This is a genomic window from Paenibacillus sp. 1_12 (assembly GCF_900114475.1).
Classification (GTDB): Bacteria; Bacillota; Bacilli; order Paenibacillales; family NBRC-103111; genus Paenibacillus_S.
Map to the genome: position 1 here is coordinate 76153 of NZ_FOTE01000014.1, position 15890 is coordinate 92042.

17 protein-coding genes are annotated in these 15890 nt (G+C 46.3%); 12 read left to right on the forward strand and 5 right to left on the reverse strand.

The annotated features are described in order from the left end of the window. A partial coding sequence (locus tag BM210_RS24895) for an eCIS core domain-containing protein (protein WP_177237986.1) occupies positions 1 to 405 on the forward strand: 405 nt, incomplete at its 5' end. 320 nt (positions 406 to 725) lie between these two features. On the opposite strand, the gene BM210_RS24900 is transcribed toward BM210_RS24895, so the two are convergent. Further along, positions 726 to 1064 (reverse strand): hypothetical protein, encoded by a 339-nt coding sequence (locus tag BM210_RS24900; protein WP_091174715.1) that lies wholly within the window; start codon positions 1062 to 1064, stop codon positions 726 to 728. Between the two features lie 809 nt (positions 1065 to 1873). Between BM210_RS24900 and BM210_RS24910 the strand changes: the two genes are divergently transcribed. The 4 genes from BM210_RS24910 (at position 1874) to BM210_RS24925 (ending at position 4926) form a co-directional block, all read left to right on the forward strand. Continuing rightward, positions 1874 to 2605: an amino acid ABC transporter ATP-binding protein gene (locus BM210_RS24910; RefSeq protein ID WP_091174719.1), complete on the forward strand. Its 732-nt coding sequence runs from the start codon at positions 1874 to 1876 to the stop codon at positions 2603 to 2605. A 24-nt stretch (positions 2606 to 2629) separates the two neighbouring features. Further along, entirely contained in the window at positions 2630 to 3499 is an 870-nt protein-coding gene (locus tag BM210_RS24915) for a transporter substrate-binding domain-containing protein (RefSeq protein ID WP_091174842.1), read from the forward strand. 83 nt (positions 3500 to 3582) lie between these two features. Continuing rightward, complete coding sequence (locus BM210_RS24920) at positions 3583 to 4245, forward strand: amino acid ABC transporter permease (RefSeq protein ID WP_091174843.1); 663 nt, start codon at positions 3583 to 3585, stop codon at positions 4243 to 4245. Between the two features lie 30 nt (positions 4246 to 4275). Continuing rightward, on the forward strand, positions 4276 to 4926 hold the full coding sequence (locus tag BM210_RS24925; protein WP_091174720.1) for an amino acid ABC transporter permease: 651 nt from the start codon (positions 4276 to 4278) through the stop codon (positions 4924 to 4926). A gap of 118 nt (positions 4927 to 5044) precedes the next feature. Here BM210_RS24925 and BM210_RS24930 read toward each other — a convergent pair whose 3' ends face one another. Next, positions 5045 to 6274 carry an aminopeptidase gene (locus BM210_RS24930; RefSeq protein WP_091174722.1) on the reverse strand — a complete coding sequence of 410 codons (1230 nt, stop codon included), beginning with the start codon at positions 6272 to 6274 and terminating at the stop codon, positions 5045 to 5047. A 211-nt stretch (positions 6275 to 6485) separates the two neighbouring features. Between BM210_RS24930 and BM210_RS24935 the strand changes: the two genes are divergently transcribed. Both BM210_RS24935 and BM210_RS24940 read left to right on the forward strand, forming a co-directional pair. Further along, positions 6486 to 7016: a hypothetical protein gene (locus BM210_RS24935; protein ID WP_091174724.1), complete on the forward strand. Its 531-nt coding sequence runs from the start codon at positions 6486 to 6488 to the stop codon at positions 7014 to 7016. Beyond that, a complete protein-coding gene (locus BM210_RS24940; RefSeq protein WP_091174726.1) occupies positions 7017 to 7910 on the forward strand; it encodes a Kiwa anti-phage protein KwaB-like domain-containing protein in 894 nt (297 codons plus the stop codon). A gap of 33 nt (positions 7911 to 7943) precedes the next feature. Here the strand turns inward: BM210_RS24940 and BM210_RS24945 are convergent, their stop codons facing one another. Beyond that, the gene (locus BM210_RS24945) at positions 7944 to 8906 is read right to left on the reverse strand and encodes an SPL family radical SAM protein (protein WP_091174727.1); all 963 of its coding nucleotides are present in this window, start codon (positions 8904 to 8906) and stop codon (positions 7944 to 7946) included. Positions 8907 to 9085: 179 nt separating this feature from the next. On the opposite strand from BM210_RS24945, the gene BM210_RS24950 reads away from it, so the two are divergent. Further along, positions 9086 to 10495, forward strand: coding sequence for an ATP-binding protein (locus BM210_RS24950; RefSeq protein ID WP_091174729.1), 1410 nt, complete (start codon positions 9086 to 9088; stop codon positions 10493 to 10495). A gap of 200 nt (positions 10496 to 10695) precedes the next feature. Then, a complete protein-coding gene (locus BM210_RS24955; protein WP_091174731.1) occupies positions 10696 to 11016 on the forward strand; it encodes a hypothetical protein in 321 nt (106 codons plus the stop codon). Positions 11017 to 11111: 95 nt separating this feature from the next. Here BM210_RS24955 and BM210_RS24960 read toward each other — a convergent pair whose 3' ends face one another. Continuing rightward, positions 11112 to 11906, reverse strand: a complete 795-nt coding sequence (locus BM210_RS24960) for a copper amine oxidase N-terminal domain-containing protein (RefSeq protein WP_091174732.1) — start codon at positions 11904 to 11906, stop codon at positions 11112 to 11114. Positions 11907 to 11950: 44 nt separating this feature from the next. Continuing rightward, entirely contained in the window at positions 11951 to 12148 is a 198-nt protein-coding gene (locus tag BM210_RS24965; RefSeq protein ID WP_091174734.1) for a hypothetical protein, read from the reverse strand. A 191-nt stretch (positions 12149 to 12339) separates the two neighbouring features. On the opposite strand from BM210_RS24965, the gene BM210_RS24970 reads away from it, so the two are divergent. From BM210_RS24970 to rnhA, 3 genes are all read left to right on the forward strand, one after another. After that, positions 12340 to 13218: a glycosyltransferase family 2 protein gene (locus BM210_RS24970; RefSeq protein ID WP_091174735.1), complete on the forward strand. Its 879-nt coding sequence runs from the start codon at positions 12340 to 12342 to the stop codon at positions 13216 to 13218. Positions 13219 to 13248: 30 nt separating this feature from the next. Further along, positions 13249 to 15015: a DNA helicase RecQ gene (recQ, locus tag BM210_RS24975; RefSeq protein WP_091174845.1), complete on the forward strand. Its 1767-nt coding sequence runs from the start codon at positions 13249 to 13251 to the stop codon at positions 15013 to 15015. 162 nt (positions 15016 to 15177) lie between these two features. Then, on the forward strand, positions 15178 to 15852 hold the full coding sequence (gene rnhA, locus BM210_RS24980; protein WP_091174737.1) for a ribonuclease H: 675 nt from the start codon (positions 15178 to 15180) through the stop codon (positions 15850 to 15852). Positions 15853 to 15890 lie beyond the last annotated feature (38 nt).

The following is a 15890-nucleotide window of genomic DNA, read 5'->3' on the forward strand; positions in this document are numbered from 1 at the left end:
GAAGAGCTGCAGATGAAGCCAGCGGTTGAATCGATCCAACGCGAGTCGGAAGGTGGAGAGCTCGAGGAAGAAGAACTGCAGATGAAACCTGCTGGTGATGGTTTTGATGTGACGCCTTCCATTGAGCAGCGTATACAGGCCAAAAGCGGCAGCGGTTCGAAAATGGATGGAAATACCTTATCAGGCATGGAGCAGGCTTTTGGGGCTGATTTTGGGGATGTTTCGATCCATAATGATTCAGAATCAGGTGATATTAGCAAATCGATTGGAGCTCAGGCATTTACACAGGGCAAAGACGTATTTTTTGCAAACGGGAAGTATGACCCCGGCAGTCAAAGCGGCCAGGAATTGTTGGCTCACGAGCTGACGCATGTCGTTCAACAAACGGGTGGGAGCAAATCGTAATGGATGAAATATAAAGCTTGGCCAATAAATCATACCCAAGCAATAAGCAAAGGGCGCTTTTGAGTTAACTACGGTCGTTAACTCAAAAGCGCCTATTTGAGCATTAATAAATGTTTCACAAAGCTGAACTACCCTTATCTCGAAAGAAAAAAGTTTCCTCCTATACACGGATGTATCTTTGTCGTGTGGGCTCCGATCAAGAGCTTTTCTTGATTGAAGTCTAACGTAGACTTGTGCAATATCGACTTCCTTCCAGCAGCTTTTGTTCCGTAGACGAGTAGCGAGTTGGCTGAATGCCAGCACTAGTAAGGGTTCGTCTCCTATTGCTGTGGATATGAATTCATCGATGACGATTGTGCTTGCGTATTCGTTTGGGACGCTTGAATTAATCCGTTCATTTGCTGAATCGTTTGGTCAATTCGCTGTTGAGTTTCAGAAAGACGTCTTTTTTGGGCATCGAGCTGGATATCGATTTGGGATTGAGCTTTCTGTAGATCGTCTTGAACTTGCATCAACTGTTGTTGGGTTTGCCTGATTTGCTGTGTGAAATTACTTAAACCTGATGAGGTTAACGCTTGCTGTGCTTGCTGTGCCTGCTGCATCTGCTGCATTTGCTGGTCCTGTAAAAATTGCTGATAAGATGGATTCATTGGAGCCATGAATGGCAACCTCCCTGTAAAGTACTGTTTGTTTACCTGAATCTGCTTCTAGTGACAATTCGCTCTAATAGGTTGTGATAAAAGAATGTACTTTATACAAGCAGAGTAGTTAAGATTGTTCGTATGTATAAATATGGAGCTTTAGACTTACGAGCTTTGTCGGTTATTGACAATTCAAGAGTCATCTAAGTAGCTAGAGATTTTACATCAGATGCATTCAAATGAAGTAAAGGAGCTTATCCCAAACACGGATAGGCTCCTTTGCTTGTTACCATAACAACGAACATAAGTTAGTCTAATCGATGTCCAGATAGCTTTAGACAGATAGCTGCAGATAAACGTGAGCCACCTTTACAAAAGCGGATGAACCGATAATTGTTATCTACAGCCGCATGGAATTTGTCTGATAGGTGAAACTCGGGGATGGCGTTTTTTTACTGCGCGCCGCCGACAATCGAGACAATCTCTTACACAGCGACCGCGACCACTGCTGAATTGGCTGCATACATTTGCACAGAAGTTATCGCATCTTCTAGTTCTTGTTGTTCCGGCACGTCTTGTCTTATAGTTCATGGCTATCACTCCTCTCTGTATAAATTATGTTATTCATAGGGAGGAGGCGTGGACGATCAACATGATAGGGGTGTCCAAATCTGCTTCGGATTGTTTTTATGGACATTAAATAAAGGCTTACAGGTACTGGTTGTTGCATCATTAAGCTATTATTTTTGCTTAATGTGTCATAAAACTCCAATTGTGGTAATAGGTTTTAAGTTTGTAGTAGATATTCACAAGGATGGGGGTGTACAATGATTGAATTTCGTAATGTAAACAAGCATTATGGAAAATTTCAAGTGTTGAAGGAAATTAACTTATCTATAGAAGCAGGAGAGGTCGTTGTGATTATAGGGCCGTCAGGCTCAGGTAAAAGCACGTTGCTTCGCTGTATCAATCGGCTGGAAACGATCACCGACGGACAATTAATTGTGAATGAAACCCAGTTGCATGACAAACGGGCAGATGTCAATAAGCTGAGACGACATATTGGGATGGTGTTTCAGCATTTTAATCTATATCCCCATATGACCGTTATTGATAATATAACGCTCGCACCGATCAAGGTGACAGGAGTCAGCAAGCAGGAAGCATTGCAAACGGCAATGCATTACTTGGACAAAGTGGGTATACCTGAGAAGGCGAATTCATTTCCATCTCAGTTATCCGGGGGTCAGCAGCAGCGGGTCGCTATTGCGAGAGGACTTGCCATGAAACCGCAAATTATGTTGTTTGACGAGCCTACCTCCGCTTTGGATCCTGAGATGATTGGGGAAGTATTGGATGTTATGAAAGGTCTGGTTCATGAAGGGATGACGATGGTTGTAGTTACCCATGAGATGGGATTCGCTCGTGAAGTAGCAGATCGAGTCGTATTCATGGACCAAGGGCAGATTGTGGAGGAAGCATCACCGAACGAATTTTTCTCCAATCCTCAGGAAGAACGGGCGCAGCTCTTCCTAAGTCGATTACTCCAACATCACTAACGAAATAAGGGGGATTATGGAATGATGATGAAAAAGAGCTGGATGACGTTTACATTAATGCTTGGTTTGGCCGGTATGGTGATTACAGGCTGTGGAACGAAGACGGATATTCCAACAAATCAAGGCTCGACTCCGACTGCACCGACTGCGCCGGCTGGCGAATCTAAAGCAACAGGAAGCAAAACATTGGATGACATTCAAAAACGCGGGAAGCTGGTCGTTGGCGTCAAATATGATACGAAGCTGTTTGGTTTGAAGGACCCCGGAAGCGGCAAAGTGGAAGGTTTTGATATTGATATTGCCAAAGCATTAGCCAAAAAGATTCTCGGTGACGAGACGAAGCTGGAGCTTAAGGAAGTGACCTCGAAGACACGAATTCCTCTGTTGAAAAACGGTGACATCGATATGATTATCGCAACCATGACGATTACCGAGGAGCGTAAGCAGGAGGTAGAGTTTTCCGATGTTTATTTTAAAGCGGGACAATCGCTCTTGGTCAAAAAGGGCAGTCCGATTCAAAGTGTGGCAGATGTGAAAAAAGGCGTGAAGGTGCTGGCGGTCAAAGGCTCCACATCTACAGATAATATTAGAGCCAAGTCGCCAGAGGCAACCGTATTGGAATTTGAGAATTATCAGGATGCGTTCACAGCCTTGAAGGCCGGGCAGGGAGATACGCTGACAACCGATAATGCAATTCTATATGGAATGGTGAAGCAGGATCCAAATTACCAGGTAGTGGGCGGGACGTTCACAGATGAGCCGTATGGGATGGCCATTCGAAAAGGCGATACGGGTTACGTTACTTATGTGAATGACTTTCTTAAGGCAATGAAAGCAAGCGGAGACTACGATAAGCTGTATGAGCAGTGGATCGGTGAAAAGCCAAGTAAATAAAGGTTGTTTGGCGATAGGATGAGCGGCCTAAATGGATGGCTGTTCATCCTATTCCATTTCGCTTCAAGGAAGGGGGCTGGACGATGGACAAATTCCTTAGCTTTAGCATTTTGGTAAAGTATTGGGGCATGTACCTGGAAGGCTTTTTGAATACGCTTCAGGTAAGCCTGATAGCCTTGGTTGGCAGCTTTATTCTCGGCACGCTACTTGCCGTTATGCGGATATCTCCGGTGAAGCCACTTAATTGGATCAGTACGGCTTTTGTTGAATTTATCCGTAATATTCCACTCATTCTAATTGTCTTTTTGTTTTTTCTCGGCCCTTCCTCATTGGGTGTTCCGATGAGCGGTTTCGTTGCTGGAACATTGGGCCTTACGATTTACACCGCAGTCTTTATTGCAGAAGCTGTTCGTGCAGGGATTCAGGCAGTCCCAAAGGGGCAGACGGAGGCGGCACGTGCTTCTGGTCTAACCTATGCACAAACGATGCGGTTTATCGTGCTGCCACAGGCAATGAAAATCGTCATTCCTCCGATTGGAAACCAGTTTTTGAATCTGGTTAAAAATTCATCGGTACTTAGTGTCGTCGCAGGCCTGGATTTGATGTATTATGCTGACCTGATCTCTACTAAGACATTTGTGGTGTTCAGTGTTTACATATTTGTTGCCTTATTTTATCTGGTCATTACGATTCCTTTAAGCTTGGGACTCGCTTATGTGGAGCGTAGATTAGCGAAATCCCATTAAATAGATGATGTACGATGGAGGTGAACGCAAATGAACTTTACCGGTGCTTATACTTGGGAGCATGTTCATTTTATGCTTGCAGGGCTTGGAATTACTTTACAAGTAGCGGTTATTGCCATTATATTCAGCTTTATTATTGGCTGTCTCTTAGGGACGATTCGGTACACGAAACTCCCTGTTATTTCTCAGCTGACTGCAGCGGTAGTTGAAATCATCCGTAATTTACCGCTGCTGCTCATCATATTTTTCACTTTCTTTGCTTTGCCGGAGGTTGGAATTAAGCTAAGTGTAATGAATGCGGCGATTGTCGCGTTGACTGTGTTTGAGGCTGCCATGATCTCGGAGATCGTTCGCAGTGGTTTGATTTCGATTGATAAGGGTCAAATCGAGGCGGCCCGTTCGTCAGGTTTAACTTACTTACAAACGCTGCGTTACATCGTATTACCCCAAGCTTTGCGTCGTATGGTGCCTCCGATGGTCAGTCAATTTATCTCATTGTTAAAGGATACGTCGCTAGCCGTCGTGATTTCGCTTGGAGAGCTGATGCATAATGCCCAAATTATTAACGGGCAGGATGTCAATTTCGTAGTTCCGATTTTACTTCTTGCCGCTGTTATGTATTTTATCGTGAACTTTGCACTGTCCCTGCTGGCACGCCGTTTGGAGGCTCGTCAGGTTTGAGAGTGCATTAGCAATAAGCTATCTCCACTCCCACATAATAAAAGAAACAGCCATGGAAGGTTTCTGTGCCCGTAACCAGTGGCTGTTTTTGCTGCATGTCCAAATCAGGCCATATTCCTTAAACCCATGCCCCGCGGCGAAACAGTGGTTCCCGAATTCCATCGGCCGTTTCGCCGTCAATGTCGAGCACAGCAGAGCCGATCATAAAATCGACATGGGTCATGCTGCTGTTGGCCCCGTGAGCCGAGAGTTCCTCCTTACTCATCATCGTACCTTCCTGGATACAGAGCGGATAGGCACTGCCGATAGCCAAGTGGGAGGAAGCATTTTCGTCAAATGCTGTATTGTAGAAAATGACGTTCATCGCAGAAATCGGCGATCCATGAGGAACCAGAGCAATTTCGCCCAGGTAGTGGGAGCCTTCATCGGTTTCAATCAATTGCTTCAGCGTTTCGTAGCCTTCTTCTGCGGTAAAATTGACGATTCTGCCTTTCTCGAAGGTCAGCGAAAAACGGTCAATCAAATTACCGTTTACGTTCAGTGGCATCGTACTGCTCACTGTGCCATGAACTCCCTCTTTTAACGGCAGTGTGAACACTTCCTCGGTCGGCAGATTCGGAACGAAGAAAGCGCCTCGCTCGTTATGAACTCCACCTGCAACCCATTGATGCGATTCGGGAAGCTCGACCGTTAGATCGGTACCGGGAGCTGAGTAAAAAAGCTTTCGGTAATTTTTATTGTTTAAGAAAGCCATACGTTCTTGAAGCTGCCGTATATGTTCCCCCCAAGCGCTAATCGGATCCTCGCGGTCCAGACGTGTGGCTTGAAAGATATATCCCCACAATTTATTTATGGCTTCATCTGTCGGCAGCTCCGGAAATACTTTGGAAGCCCACGACGGCGTTGGGACCGAGACGATCGACCAGCTGACTTTACCCGCTTGAAGGAATGTACGATATTCCTTCATTTCATTCATCTGTGTTTTACTGGCCAACGCAATCTTGCCGGGATCGATATCCTTTAGCAGCTCGGGATTCGGAGCATATACCGTTAAGAACGCCGCGTCCTGACGGGCCATTTCGGCAAAGCCCTCCGCTTTCCAGGTTGGAAATTGCTGAAAGGACTCATCCCGTGCATGCAAAAAGCGGATCCGCCGCAGCGCCTCGTCATCCCATTCCACCAAGACCTGCCATACTCCCGCCTGATAGGCTTTTTGTGCGATTGTCCTTACAAAATCAACTGCTGCAATCGGGGCGAAAACAACGAGTGTCTGCCCCTCGTGTATATTTAAGCCTACCTTTATAGCTAATTCAGCATACTTTTCCAGCTGAGCTCTAAAATCTCTCATTCTCAATCAACCTCCTCAGGACCAACCAAACGCTATACCTAATTATACGGTATGTGGCGCTGCAATTACGAATCCAACAACGGCATACGATCTGGAGAGCGTCTATTCTGCATGAGATCAGGAGTGTCTACCACTACTAATAAATGGTAATATAGAAGTAGAATCAGAGTGTCAAGTTGAATCTGCCGCATATCCATTGAGGGGGAGTAGCATGATTGGCAATGTACATAAAGCATTATGGGTGTGCTCTAGCGGTGCGCCTATATTAATCGCTTTTTCGGCTGCTTGGTTATTGGGAAAATCGACATATACGATTCCAGTTATCTTTCTGTCGGTCGCTGTATTGCTCATTGTACTGGCATTGATTTCATTCTATGCGATGGAAAACAGATTGGCTGTGATAGCGGTCAGAGTGAAGAAAGTCACACCCAATGATAAAATCATGATCCAATATGCGCTTTCCTATGTATTGCCGTTCACCAGTATCGTATGGGATAAAATCAATCCTTTTATGTCGCTCATCGTTTCGGCTGTCGTGTTAATGGTACTTCTTCTTGCTCATTCGCCAACCGCAAATCCGCTGCTGTATGGTATGGGATATCACTTTTATGAGGTGGAGACTGAGAATGGAATTGGCAGCTATACGGTCATATCCAAAAGGGCTATTCGCAATAAAGATGAGCTGACAACGGTCATTCGGATTACAGAATACTTATTGCTTGATCGATCGGGGGGAAGATGAATGTTTGAAAGTCAGTCTCTTTTTGTTATGCTCCAGCAGGAGGATGAATCACTACAGGTTTATCGAATCGAGACCACACAGCAGGCTCAAAAGGAAATTGGAACATTATTGAGCAAAGCTGCCTCTGTTTTCGTTAACCATAAGCAGCCGATCACTTTCGACGGCGGCTACAAGCCTGAGCTAGATGAAATGCTCGTAATTCCTGGATTCAAGCTATGTCCGCAAATTGTACAGGCCTTGAGAGACCCTATCGGAGTAGCGGCATTCATTCCTGATTCGAAGCAGCAGCCAGTGATCAAAGCTATTTTTACGGGCAGGTATTCCAACCTTAATGGGAAAGAGCAGCTTGTGGTTGCATTTCAAAAATTCCGCAAGGAGCAGTACATCACAACGAGGAAAGGCATTAGTCTGTTTCATAGTCAAGATACTTTTACAGTCGAGGAACGGTTCGGTATTTGTATTTCGGATGTTGTAGATTGTGTCGTTGTCAACGATGAGCTTCGCTTCTCATCCTTCTTCTTCGCCCGCCAGGTGTTTGACCTTTCCGAATATTTTCGAGAAGCCACAGATACAGATGTGGAGAGCTTTATGAATCACTCGAAAATTAACGTGGAAGACGCCAGCATCTTTAAAATAAACGCGGATTCCTGGGTGCGGCGGAAAATCGCCGTCATTGATGAATCCCGCATTCTCGACAAGTATAAGGTGACAGAAATTAAACATAAAGCACAAGCGTTTGGGTTGACCATCACCGCTGTTAAAAATAAAATTCATTTCCCCAACGATAAAAAAGAACTGAAAAATATTTTAAAATTTTTGGATGACGAAATTTATAAAGGTGTGTTCTCTGAACAAATTTTACAAACAAACTCTAAGCGTAAAGCTGAAATTTAACATTCAATCGATTCAACCTTCAATCCTTTGCATTCAAAATAATGTCAATTGCACGGGTTCTGCACATTCAGCGGTTTTATCAGGAGTCATAGCTGCTTTGGATGAGGTCGGAGTGAATTTATGATTGTTCAGCTTATGCTTCAGAAGCCAGGTATCAATCTTGCGCATAATCGGATCGCGGTAAGAGGAAGGCGCGTAGGCAGAGCTGTGATATAGCTGTGCGTAACGCTCGGCCAGCTGCGGATAATGCTGCCGAAGGGTTTGAAAGAACCATACCTTGACTGAAGAAGTGCTTAGTCGCAAATAAGAAGGCATGATGAACTGCGCCCCTGCTCGTGCTGCTGCAGCAATCAGCTCTTGTAATTCTGTCTCATCGTCGGTTATATAGGGCAGGATCGGAGCGACGAAAACGCCAGTGGGTATTCCCTCGGAAGACAGTCTCTCGACCGTTTGCAGGCGCTTGACAGGAGACGGAGTTGACGGCTCAAACTGCCGCCAGATCGTGTTGCTCTGGGTGCTGATACTTATGTTAATGGAAATAATGGGAAGCTTACGCAGCAGATCAAGATCTCTTAGGATTAAAGGAGAGCGTGTAGTAATCGATACAGGAATTTGAAACTCAGCCAATACCTCGAGACAGCCGCGAGTCAGCATGGCCTTGCTTTCGATTTGCTGATAAGGATCAGTAGCCGTGCCGATAGCAATCGGCTCCCATTCGACAGCTCGTTTGCTGCCGCGCAGGCGTTTTTCAATTTGTGCTCTGAGCACAGCTGGGGCATCTGATTTCATGAAAATATGGTTCTGAAACGTGTCATCTGCCGCAATGCCAAGGAAGGAGTGGGTCGAGCGCGCATAGCAAAAGCTGCAGCCATGCTGGCAGCCGCGATACGGATTAATGGACCAGTCGAATGGCATAGACGGAGCTTTAACCGGATTGAGTATGGTTTTGGCCTGAAGCGGCTCATAACGGACTTTGGAAGGTTCGGTTGTAGACATTTTAGAGAATCACCTCTATAAAAGGGAATGTATGTTCTTGTTTTATCCTAACAGACAGCATCTGGGAAAGCAAGTCTGCAAGAATATACTCATGGACCCTGCGGGAAGAGGCAGGCACGCTCCAATATGGTATACTGGGGCCATGGTATATTCGTAAATGACGGAGGTAACAAGGTAGAATGGAATTTACCAAGGTGTTCTTTATTAATATTTGTATACTCACCACGCTCGCCTATATGGCGATGCTTGTTCATAAATATGTGCTTGCAGAAGCCTCGGGATCTTTAAAATATGGACTGTCTGTGCTGGCAGCAATTGGAGCCGGCTGGGCAACGATGATCTTTGGACTTAATATCGGGCAAGATACAATATTCGATTTGCGATTTATGCCTCTCATTATATGCACGTTGGCTTACTCCCAGCCTATAACGCTGCTGATCATTGGAGCCGGGATTGGAGCTGCCAGACTATCTTTCGGATTAAGCGAAGCAGCCTGGGCTGGTTTCTGGAACATTCTCATATTAGGTTTACTATGTATGCTGATGAATATTATGATGAAACGGGTATGTTGGAGCTACCTAACGAAGATGATGATCGTGATTATTACCGTAAATGTGGTGTATTGTATCAATATCGGGATGCTAGGTGTGATTCCGGCATTTCAGTATTTCTCGGTTACGTTTCCGTTGACGTTTCCAGTCAGCTTGCTGCTAAGCTTTTTTTTCGCGTTTATGCTGTATGATTTTCAAGTTGAAAGACGCAGAGTCGTAGATATTCAAGTCGCAAATTCGTCGCTTCAAAGACAGACAGACGAATTGTTACAGACGCGTTTGGATGTTGAGCATAAGGCGAAGCAACTGCTGCTGGCATCCCAATACAAATCGGAGTTTTTGGTGAATATGTCCCATGAGCTGCGAACGCCATTGAATAGCATTATTTCATTATCCCAGATGATTCGTGATGAAGAGAAGCGCAAAGAGGAGCATGAAACCGCTGATTACGCCGAGATCATTAATGGCTCTGGACAGGAACTGCTGCAGCTGATCGATGATATTCTGGATTTGTCTAAGGTTGAAGCCGGCCGGATGGAGATAATGGCTGAGGATGTTATCGTCAGTGAAATTGCGTATGTGCTGCAGTTCCATTTCCGCCATATTGCCGAGCAAAAGGGACTGGATTTTACGATTTACATGGCACCCGATGTCCCGGCAGTCATTCGTACAGATGCACTACGACTGCAGCAAATTCTTCGAAACCTGTTGTCCAATGCCTTTAAATTTACGGCCGTAGGTCGTGTGCTGCTCGATATCCGCAAGGCGGTATGTTCGAATGATGATACTGCCGGAGAATGGATTGCTTTTACGGTTTGTGATACAGGGATTGGGATCAAGGAAAGCGTGCAAGCAGCGATTTTTGAAGCATTCCAGCAGGCAGACGGTTCTATCAGCCGTAAGTATGGAGGAACCGGATTAGGATTGTCGATCAGCCGCGCGATGACAGAACTGCTAGGAGGCAGTTTAAGCGTAGACAGTAGGGAGAGTGAAGGAAGCGCCTTTACTTTATATTTACCTATCCGTGGAGATCAATAAGAAACGGTTTCAATCTGCGATATACTTAAAGTAAAACAGACTCTATTTCACGCAAATAGGGTCTGTTTGCTTGTGGGAAGAGAAAGAGATCCCGCTTTTTTACGCAACTGGTAGCTATGAAATATCCGTATATGTGTGGGGAGCTAACCGTATAATTGTACCAAATCATCCGATACTGAACAGGTGGAGGTGGTTTGGCTATGGCGTTTTTAATAGGAGCAGCAGTCATTGTGATCCCAATATTTATGTTCTCGACAGTCAAATGGAATCGTGGCTACGGAGTTGGGCTTAGCTTCGATATGCTGGCTATCGTCAGTGGCTGGGTGATCGGGATTATGGCCGCAGTAAACATTTATGAAATTAATCGTGATCAAGAAGTGATGATGACGACAATCCATAAGCTGTTTGCCGATGAGCGCTTTCTGGCGAGCGGCGCTTATCTGGGCAGTTATATCATGTATAGACTGATCGAGGTTGCCTGGGAATCGTATCAGGATATGAAGCTGCGCCGCAGCTCATAGAGAGCCGGGAGCCAAGGAGTTAGGGAAGTAAAATATGTAAAAGGCACCGGAGACGTTCATCATCTGCGGTGCCTTCTTATGCTGCTCCAAGCTGCTTATTGCATAAAGGGCTTCTTTTCCTTTTGCTCATAGGGCATTGCATCGGGTTGAGTCTGGAGAATCCATTGATCATAGGAGTCTTTAAATACATCGCAGGTGAACTCATAAACGACAGATTCGGCAGGTGAGATCGTAACCCCGTAGGTCGTTTTGATAGCCTTGGAAACGGTGAAGCCAGCTTCGAATTTGATTTTGGCGGAGCTGTTGTCACTGCTCATCACGATATCCTTAATGATCATATCGTTCTTTTTGATTCCATCACCAGCTGTAAGGGTAACGACGCGTTGAACGAAGCTGCTGCTTTGTGTGACACTTTCAATCAGCTTTCGGATCCTCTTTTGCGGTGTGCTATCAAAGCTGATTTGCACCGAGCGTTCGGTTTCATCCCAAGCCACATCAGCTCCTGCGGCTTCACTGACAAATCGCAAGGGCATGAAGGTGCTGCCGCCCTGTATAACCGGAGACACCTCAAGAAGGTAAGTCGTTTTATTCACGATTGCGGTTGCTTTATTAATGGTTAACATAATGGTGAGTCCACCCTTGGTTGCTGTTGCCATCTGCTTGTCCATATCCCAAGATACGGTGTAACCAAGCTTTTCGAATAAGGCACGCATGGGCACCATGGTATTACCCTGTAAAATAAAAGGCTGCTGCTCCCATTGCTGCTTTTCCTGCGATATATAGATGGGTATCTGCGGGTTGTTCTGGGCACTAGCCGTTAAGGGTGTAAGCAGCATCATGTACAGACATAGACCCATAGATATCCAATGTAAGCTTTTTAACCTAAGCATCTCGATATTCCTCCTGACTGAAACTATAAGTAGTACGATTCGGCTTATGCACGGTTACCTTTAAGCTCCTGTTGGGCATTTTGTAGAGCTTGGATGATCTCGGCCAACTCCTGTTCGCTCCAGTGAAATGTTATATAACTTGGGACGAACCCGCCGCTGCTCACCTCAAGCATAGCCACTTGCTTATCATCGTCCACAATTAGCGATAACTGCTCGCTCTCATAAATTGGTTTCCATGCCATCGTGCATTTCCTCCCGTACACCTAATTTATACATCTAAACACAATTCGACACAAGCGACACAAATCCTTTTGGTTTAAATAGACATTATACGGATGAGAGCGGGAATGGTTTCCCTTTTCGCTGAATTTTTGGTATCTTGGGAGTAGCGGCTTTGTATGGAACTGTACCATTTGGGGAGGAGATAGGCAGGATGGAAGGGTTGGACAGGCATCATTCTAAAGAAGGAACGCCGCTCATATCTGTCATTATTCCAACGTATAATCGAGCAGATTACGTTAGTGAGCTGGTGGAGTCCTTGTGGAGACAGACCTATCGTCATTTGCAAATTATTATCGTGAATGATGCAGGAGAACCGGTTGATTTTCTGCGTACACTCTATCCCGAGCTGGAGTTGAATATCGTCAATATGGAGCGCAATTCCAAGCATGTTCATGCTCGAAACCTTGGTCTTACGCTGGTTCATGGTGAATATATTCTGCTGTGCGACGATGATGATCTGCTGCTGCCAACACATATCGAGCGGATGTTGAAGGAAATTGAAGGCTTTGATATGGTCTATTCGGATGTGGAGATCTTTGATTATATCGTGGAAAAGCGGACACGACGGGCGACAAAACGGTTCGTATTTGCTTATGAGCATGATGTAGCGGCGATGCGCAGGTTCTCAACTTTCGTCTCGTCAGGCTGTTTGTATCGTGCGGCGATGCATGAGCGGTTAGGATGTTTTGATGAAGAGATGTATCATTATTGGGATTGGGATTTCTTTTTAAGAGCGGTTGAGCATTATCGGGTTAAAAGAGTGCCAGTAGCAAGCGCATTGTACGCATTTTCGGAGATAGGCGGCAATATGTCGGGTCAGCATGAGGACATGCGGCCCTATCTGGACAAGCTGTCGGCCAAGCACGGATTAGGCGAGCTTCCAACCAAAAACTTCCTTGTACTATTGGAGGAGCCGGAGGTGCTGAGTCGCAAAGCAAAGACAGAAGTACTGTGGGATGGAGAGCCCATCGTATCCAGACGTGCGCTGCAATCGGTGATATGCGTAGAGGACGGCTTAAAGAGCTTATGAAGCAAGGGGGAACATGATGTGATAGGCACGATGGAGCAGGCGGAAACGCTGCTGAAGACATATTACGGCTACGGTTCCTTCCGTGACGGGCAAAAACAAGTGATTTCCAGTATTCTAAATAAACAGGATACGCTTGGCATTATGCCAACAGGCGGTGGGAAGTCGATCTGCTATCAAGTTCCAGCTATGCTGCTAGAGGGGACAACGATAGTTGTATCCCCGTTGATTTCACTGATGAAGGATCAGGTCGATGGCTTGGACAGCATCGGGGTATCGGCAGCTTACATTAACAGTTCACTTTCGTACGCCCAGGTGGAGACACGTATTCGAAAGGCACGCCTTGGCGAGTACAAGCTGCTATATGTAGCGCCAGAGCGGCTGGAATCGGAACGTTTTATCGAGCTGCTCGCCAATCTGGAGGTGCCGATGGTTGCCATAGATGAGGCGCATTGTGTCTCGCAATGGGGCCATGATTTTCGCCCAAGCTACATGGCAATCAGCCGGCTCGTTACGCTGCTGCCGAAGCGGCCGATTGTCGCTGCCTTTACAGCTACGGCTACGGATCAGGTACGTGAAGACATCGTCAAGCACCTGCAGCTGCGTACGCCCGAAGTGTTCGTGACTGGCTTTGCGCGTGAAAATTTGGCCTTGTCGGTTATCAAAGGCGAGAACAAGCGGGATGTGCTGCTTGGCTATATTCATGAGCATGAGGATGAGGTCGGCATTATTTATGCGGCAACACGCAAGGAAGTTGACAATTTATACGAGCTGCTGCGCAAGCAGCGAATTCCGGTTGGCAAATATCATGCAGGGATGACCGATAAAGAACGAGCCGAGGCTCAGGAGCAATTCCTGTATGATGAAATTCGCGTTATGGTAGCTAGCAACGCATTCGGAATGGGTATCGATAAATCAAACGTACGCTATGTCATCCATTACAATATGCCGAAAAATATGGAGGCTTATTACCAGGAGGCTGGACGTGCGGGACGTGACGGTGAACCGAGCGAGTGCATGCTGCTGTTCAGCCCACAGGACATTCACATTCAGAAGTTTTTGATCGAGCAGTCGATTGGTGATCCGGAGCGGCAGGCTCAGGAGTATCGTCGACTCCAGCAGATGGCGGATTACTGCCACACCTCACAATGCCTGCAGCGTTATATTGTGCGCTATTTCGGTGATGAGGGCGAGGATTGTGGTCGGTGCAGCTCCTGCAGTACCGAACGGCAAATGACGGACATTACGATAGAAGCCCAAAAGATCTTTTCTTGTGTACGGCGGATGAAGGAACGCTTCGGTGCGACTACGGTTGCATCAGTGCTGAAGGGCTCGCGCAATAAGAAAGTATTGGAGATGGGCTTTGATAGCCTGACAACCTATGGACTGCTGAAGGAACGCACGGAAAAAGAAATTGTCGATCTGATCCAGCTGCTTGTAGCTGAGGGCTATTTGCTTATTACCGATGGCAAATTCCCAGTACTCCGTTTACACGCTAAAGCACAAGCAGTCTTGGCAGGCGAGGAGCGGGTTGAGCAAAAAATGCGCATTCGACAGGCTCCTGTGGCCCGCGAGGTCGAGGCTGATCTGTTCGACGAGCTGCGGCAGCTGCGCATGACGATTGCGAAAAGGGAGGGCATCCCACCTTACATCGTATTTCCGGATAGTACACTTCGGGAGATGTGCGGAATCAAACCGACGAATCCGGCAGCTATGCTGAAGATCAAGGGTGTCGGGGAAGCCAAATTTTTCAAATACGGGGCCTACTTCATCGATTTTTTCAAAAGCTATCCAGGATAGCAGGACATTGAATTATAAACGGGATCTATCATCATAATCATAGTAATGAAGTACAATCTTCATCATATTCATATTCAGCGTTTTTAACGGTTATCTTTATATAAGTAAGAAGGTTATCATTCATGATTTGAACGATTATTTTTGTAGAAGGTGAGCTTGTCTATGGCAAAGCAAAAATATTATGTAGTGTGGGAAGGGAAAGTGCCGGGAATTTACGAGACTTGGGCTGAGTGCCAGCAGCAGACGAACGGTTATCCGCAGGCCAAATTCAAGGCCTATGAGAGTGCGGGTGATGCTCAGGCAGCACTTGCCCGAGGCTGGAAGTCTTCGTTTGCAGCGGCCAAAGCTGGGACTGGCGGAGCGGTCAGCTCCAGCAGCAGTACGAAGAAGGCAGGGGCGAAGTCCGCAGCGATTAGTGGGCTACCTCAACAGGTCGTGCTCGACAGTATCTCCGTAGATGTCGGCAGCAAGGGGAATCCAGGTATTGTGGAGTACAAGGGAGTCAGCACAAGAACTGGTGAGGTTATCTTTGAGCATCCGCCGATTGCCAAGGGAACGAATAATCTGGGTGAATTTTTGGCGATTGTCCATGCGTTGGCTTATCTAAAGCAGCGAGGCAGCACGATGACGGTGTACAGCGATTCAATGACAGCGATGAGTTGGATTCGCAAAAAGGCTGTCGCCACAACATTACCACGCGACGCTTCAACCGAGGAAATCTGGACGCTCGTTGACCGTGCGCTTTCTTGGCTGCATACGAATACCTACAGCAATCCGATTCTCAAATGGGATACGAAGGCATGGGGAGAAATTAAAGCCGATTACGGCCGCAAGTAGGGTTGGAAGGTAGAGATACTACGGACGAACTGTACATC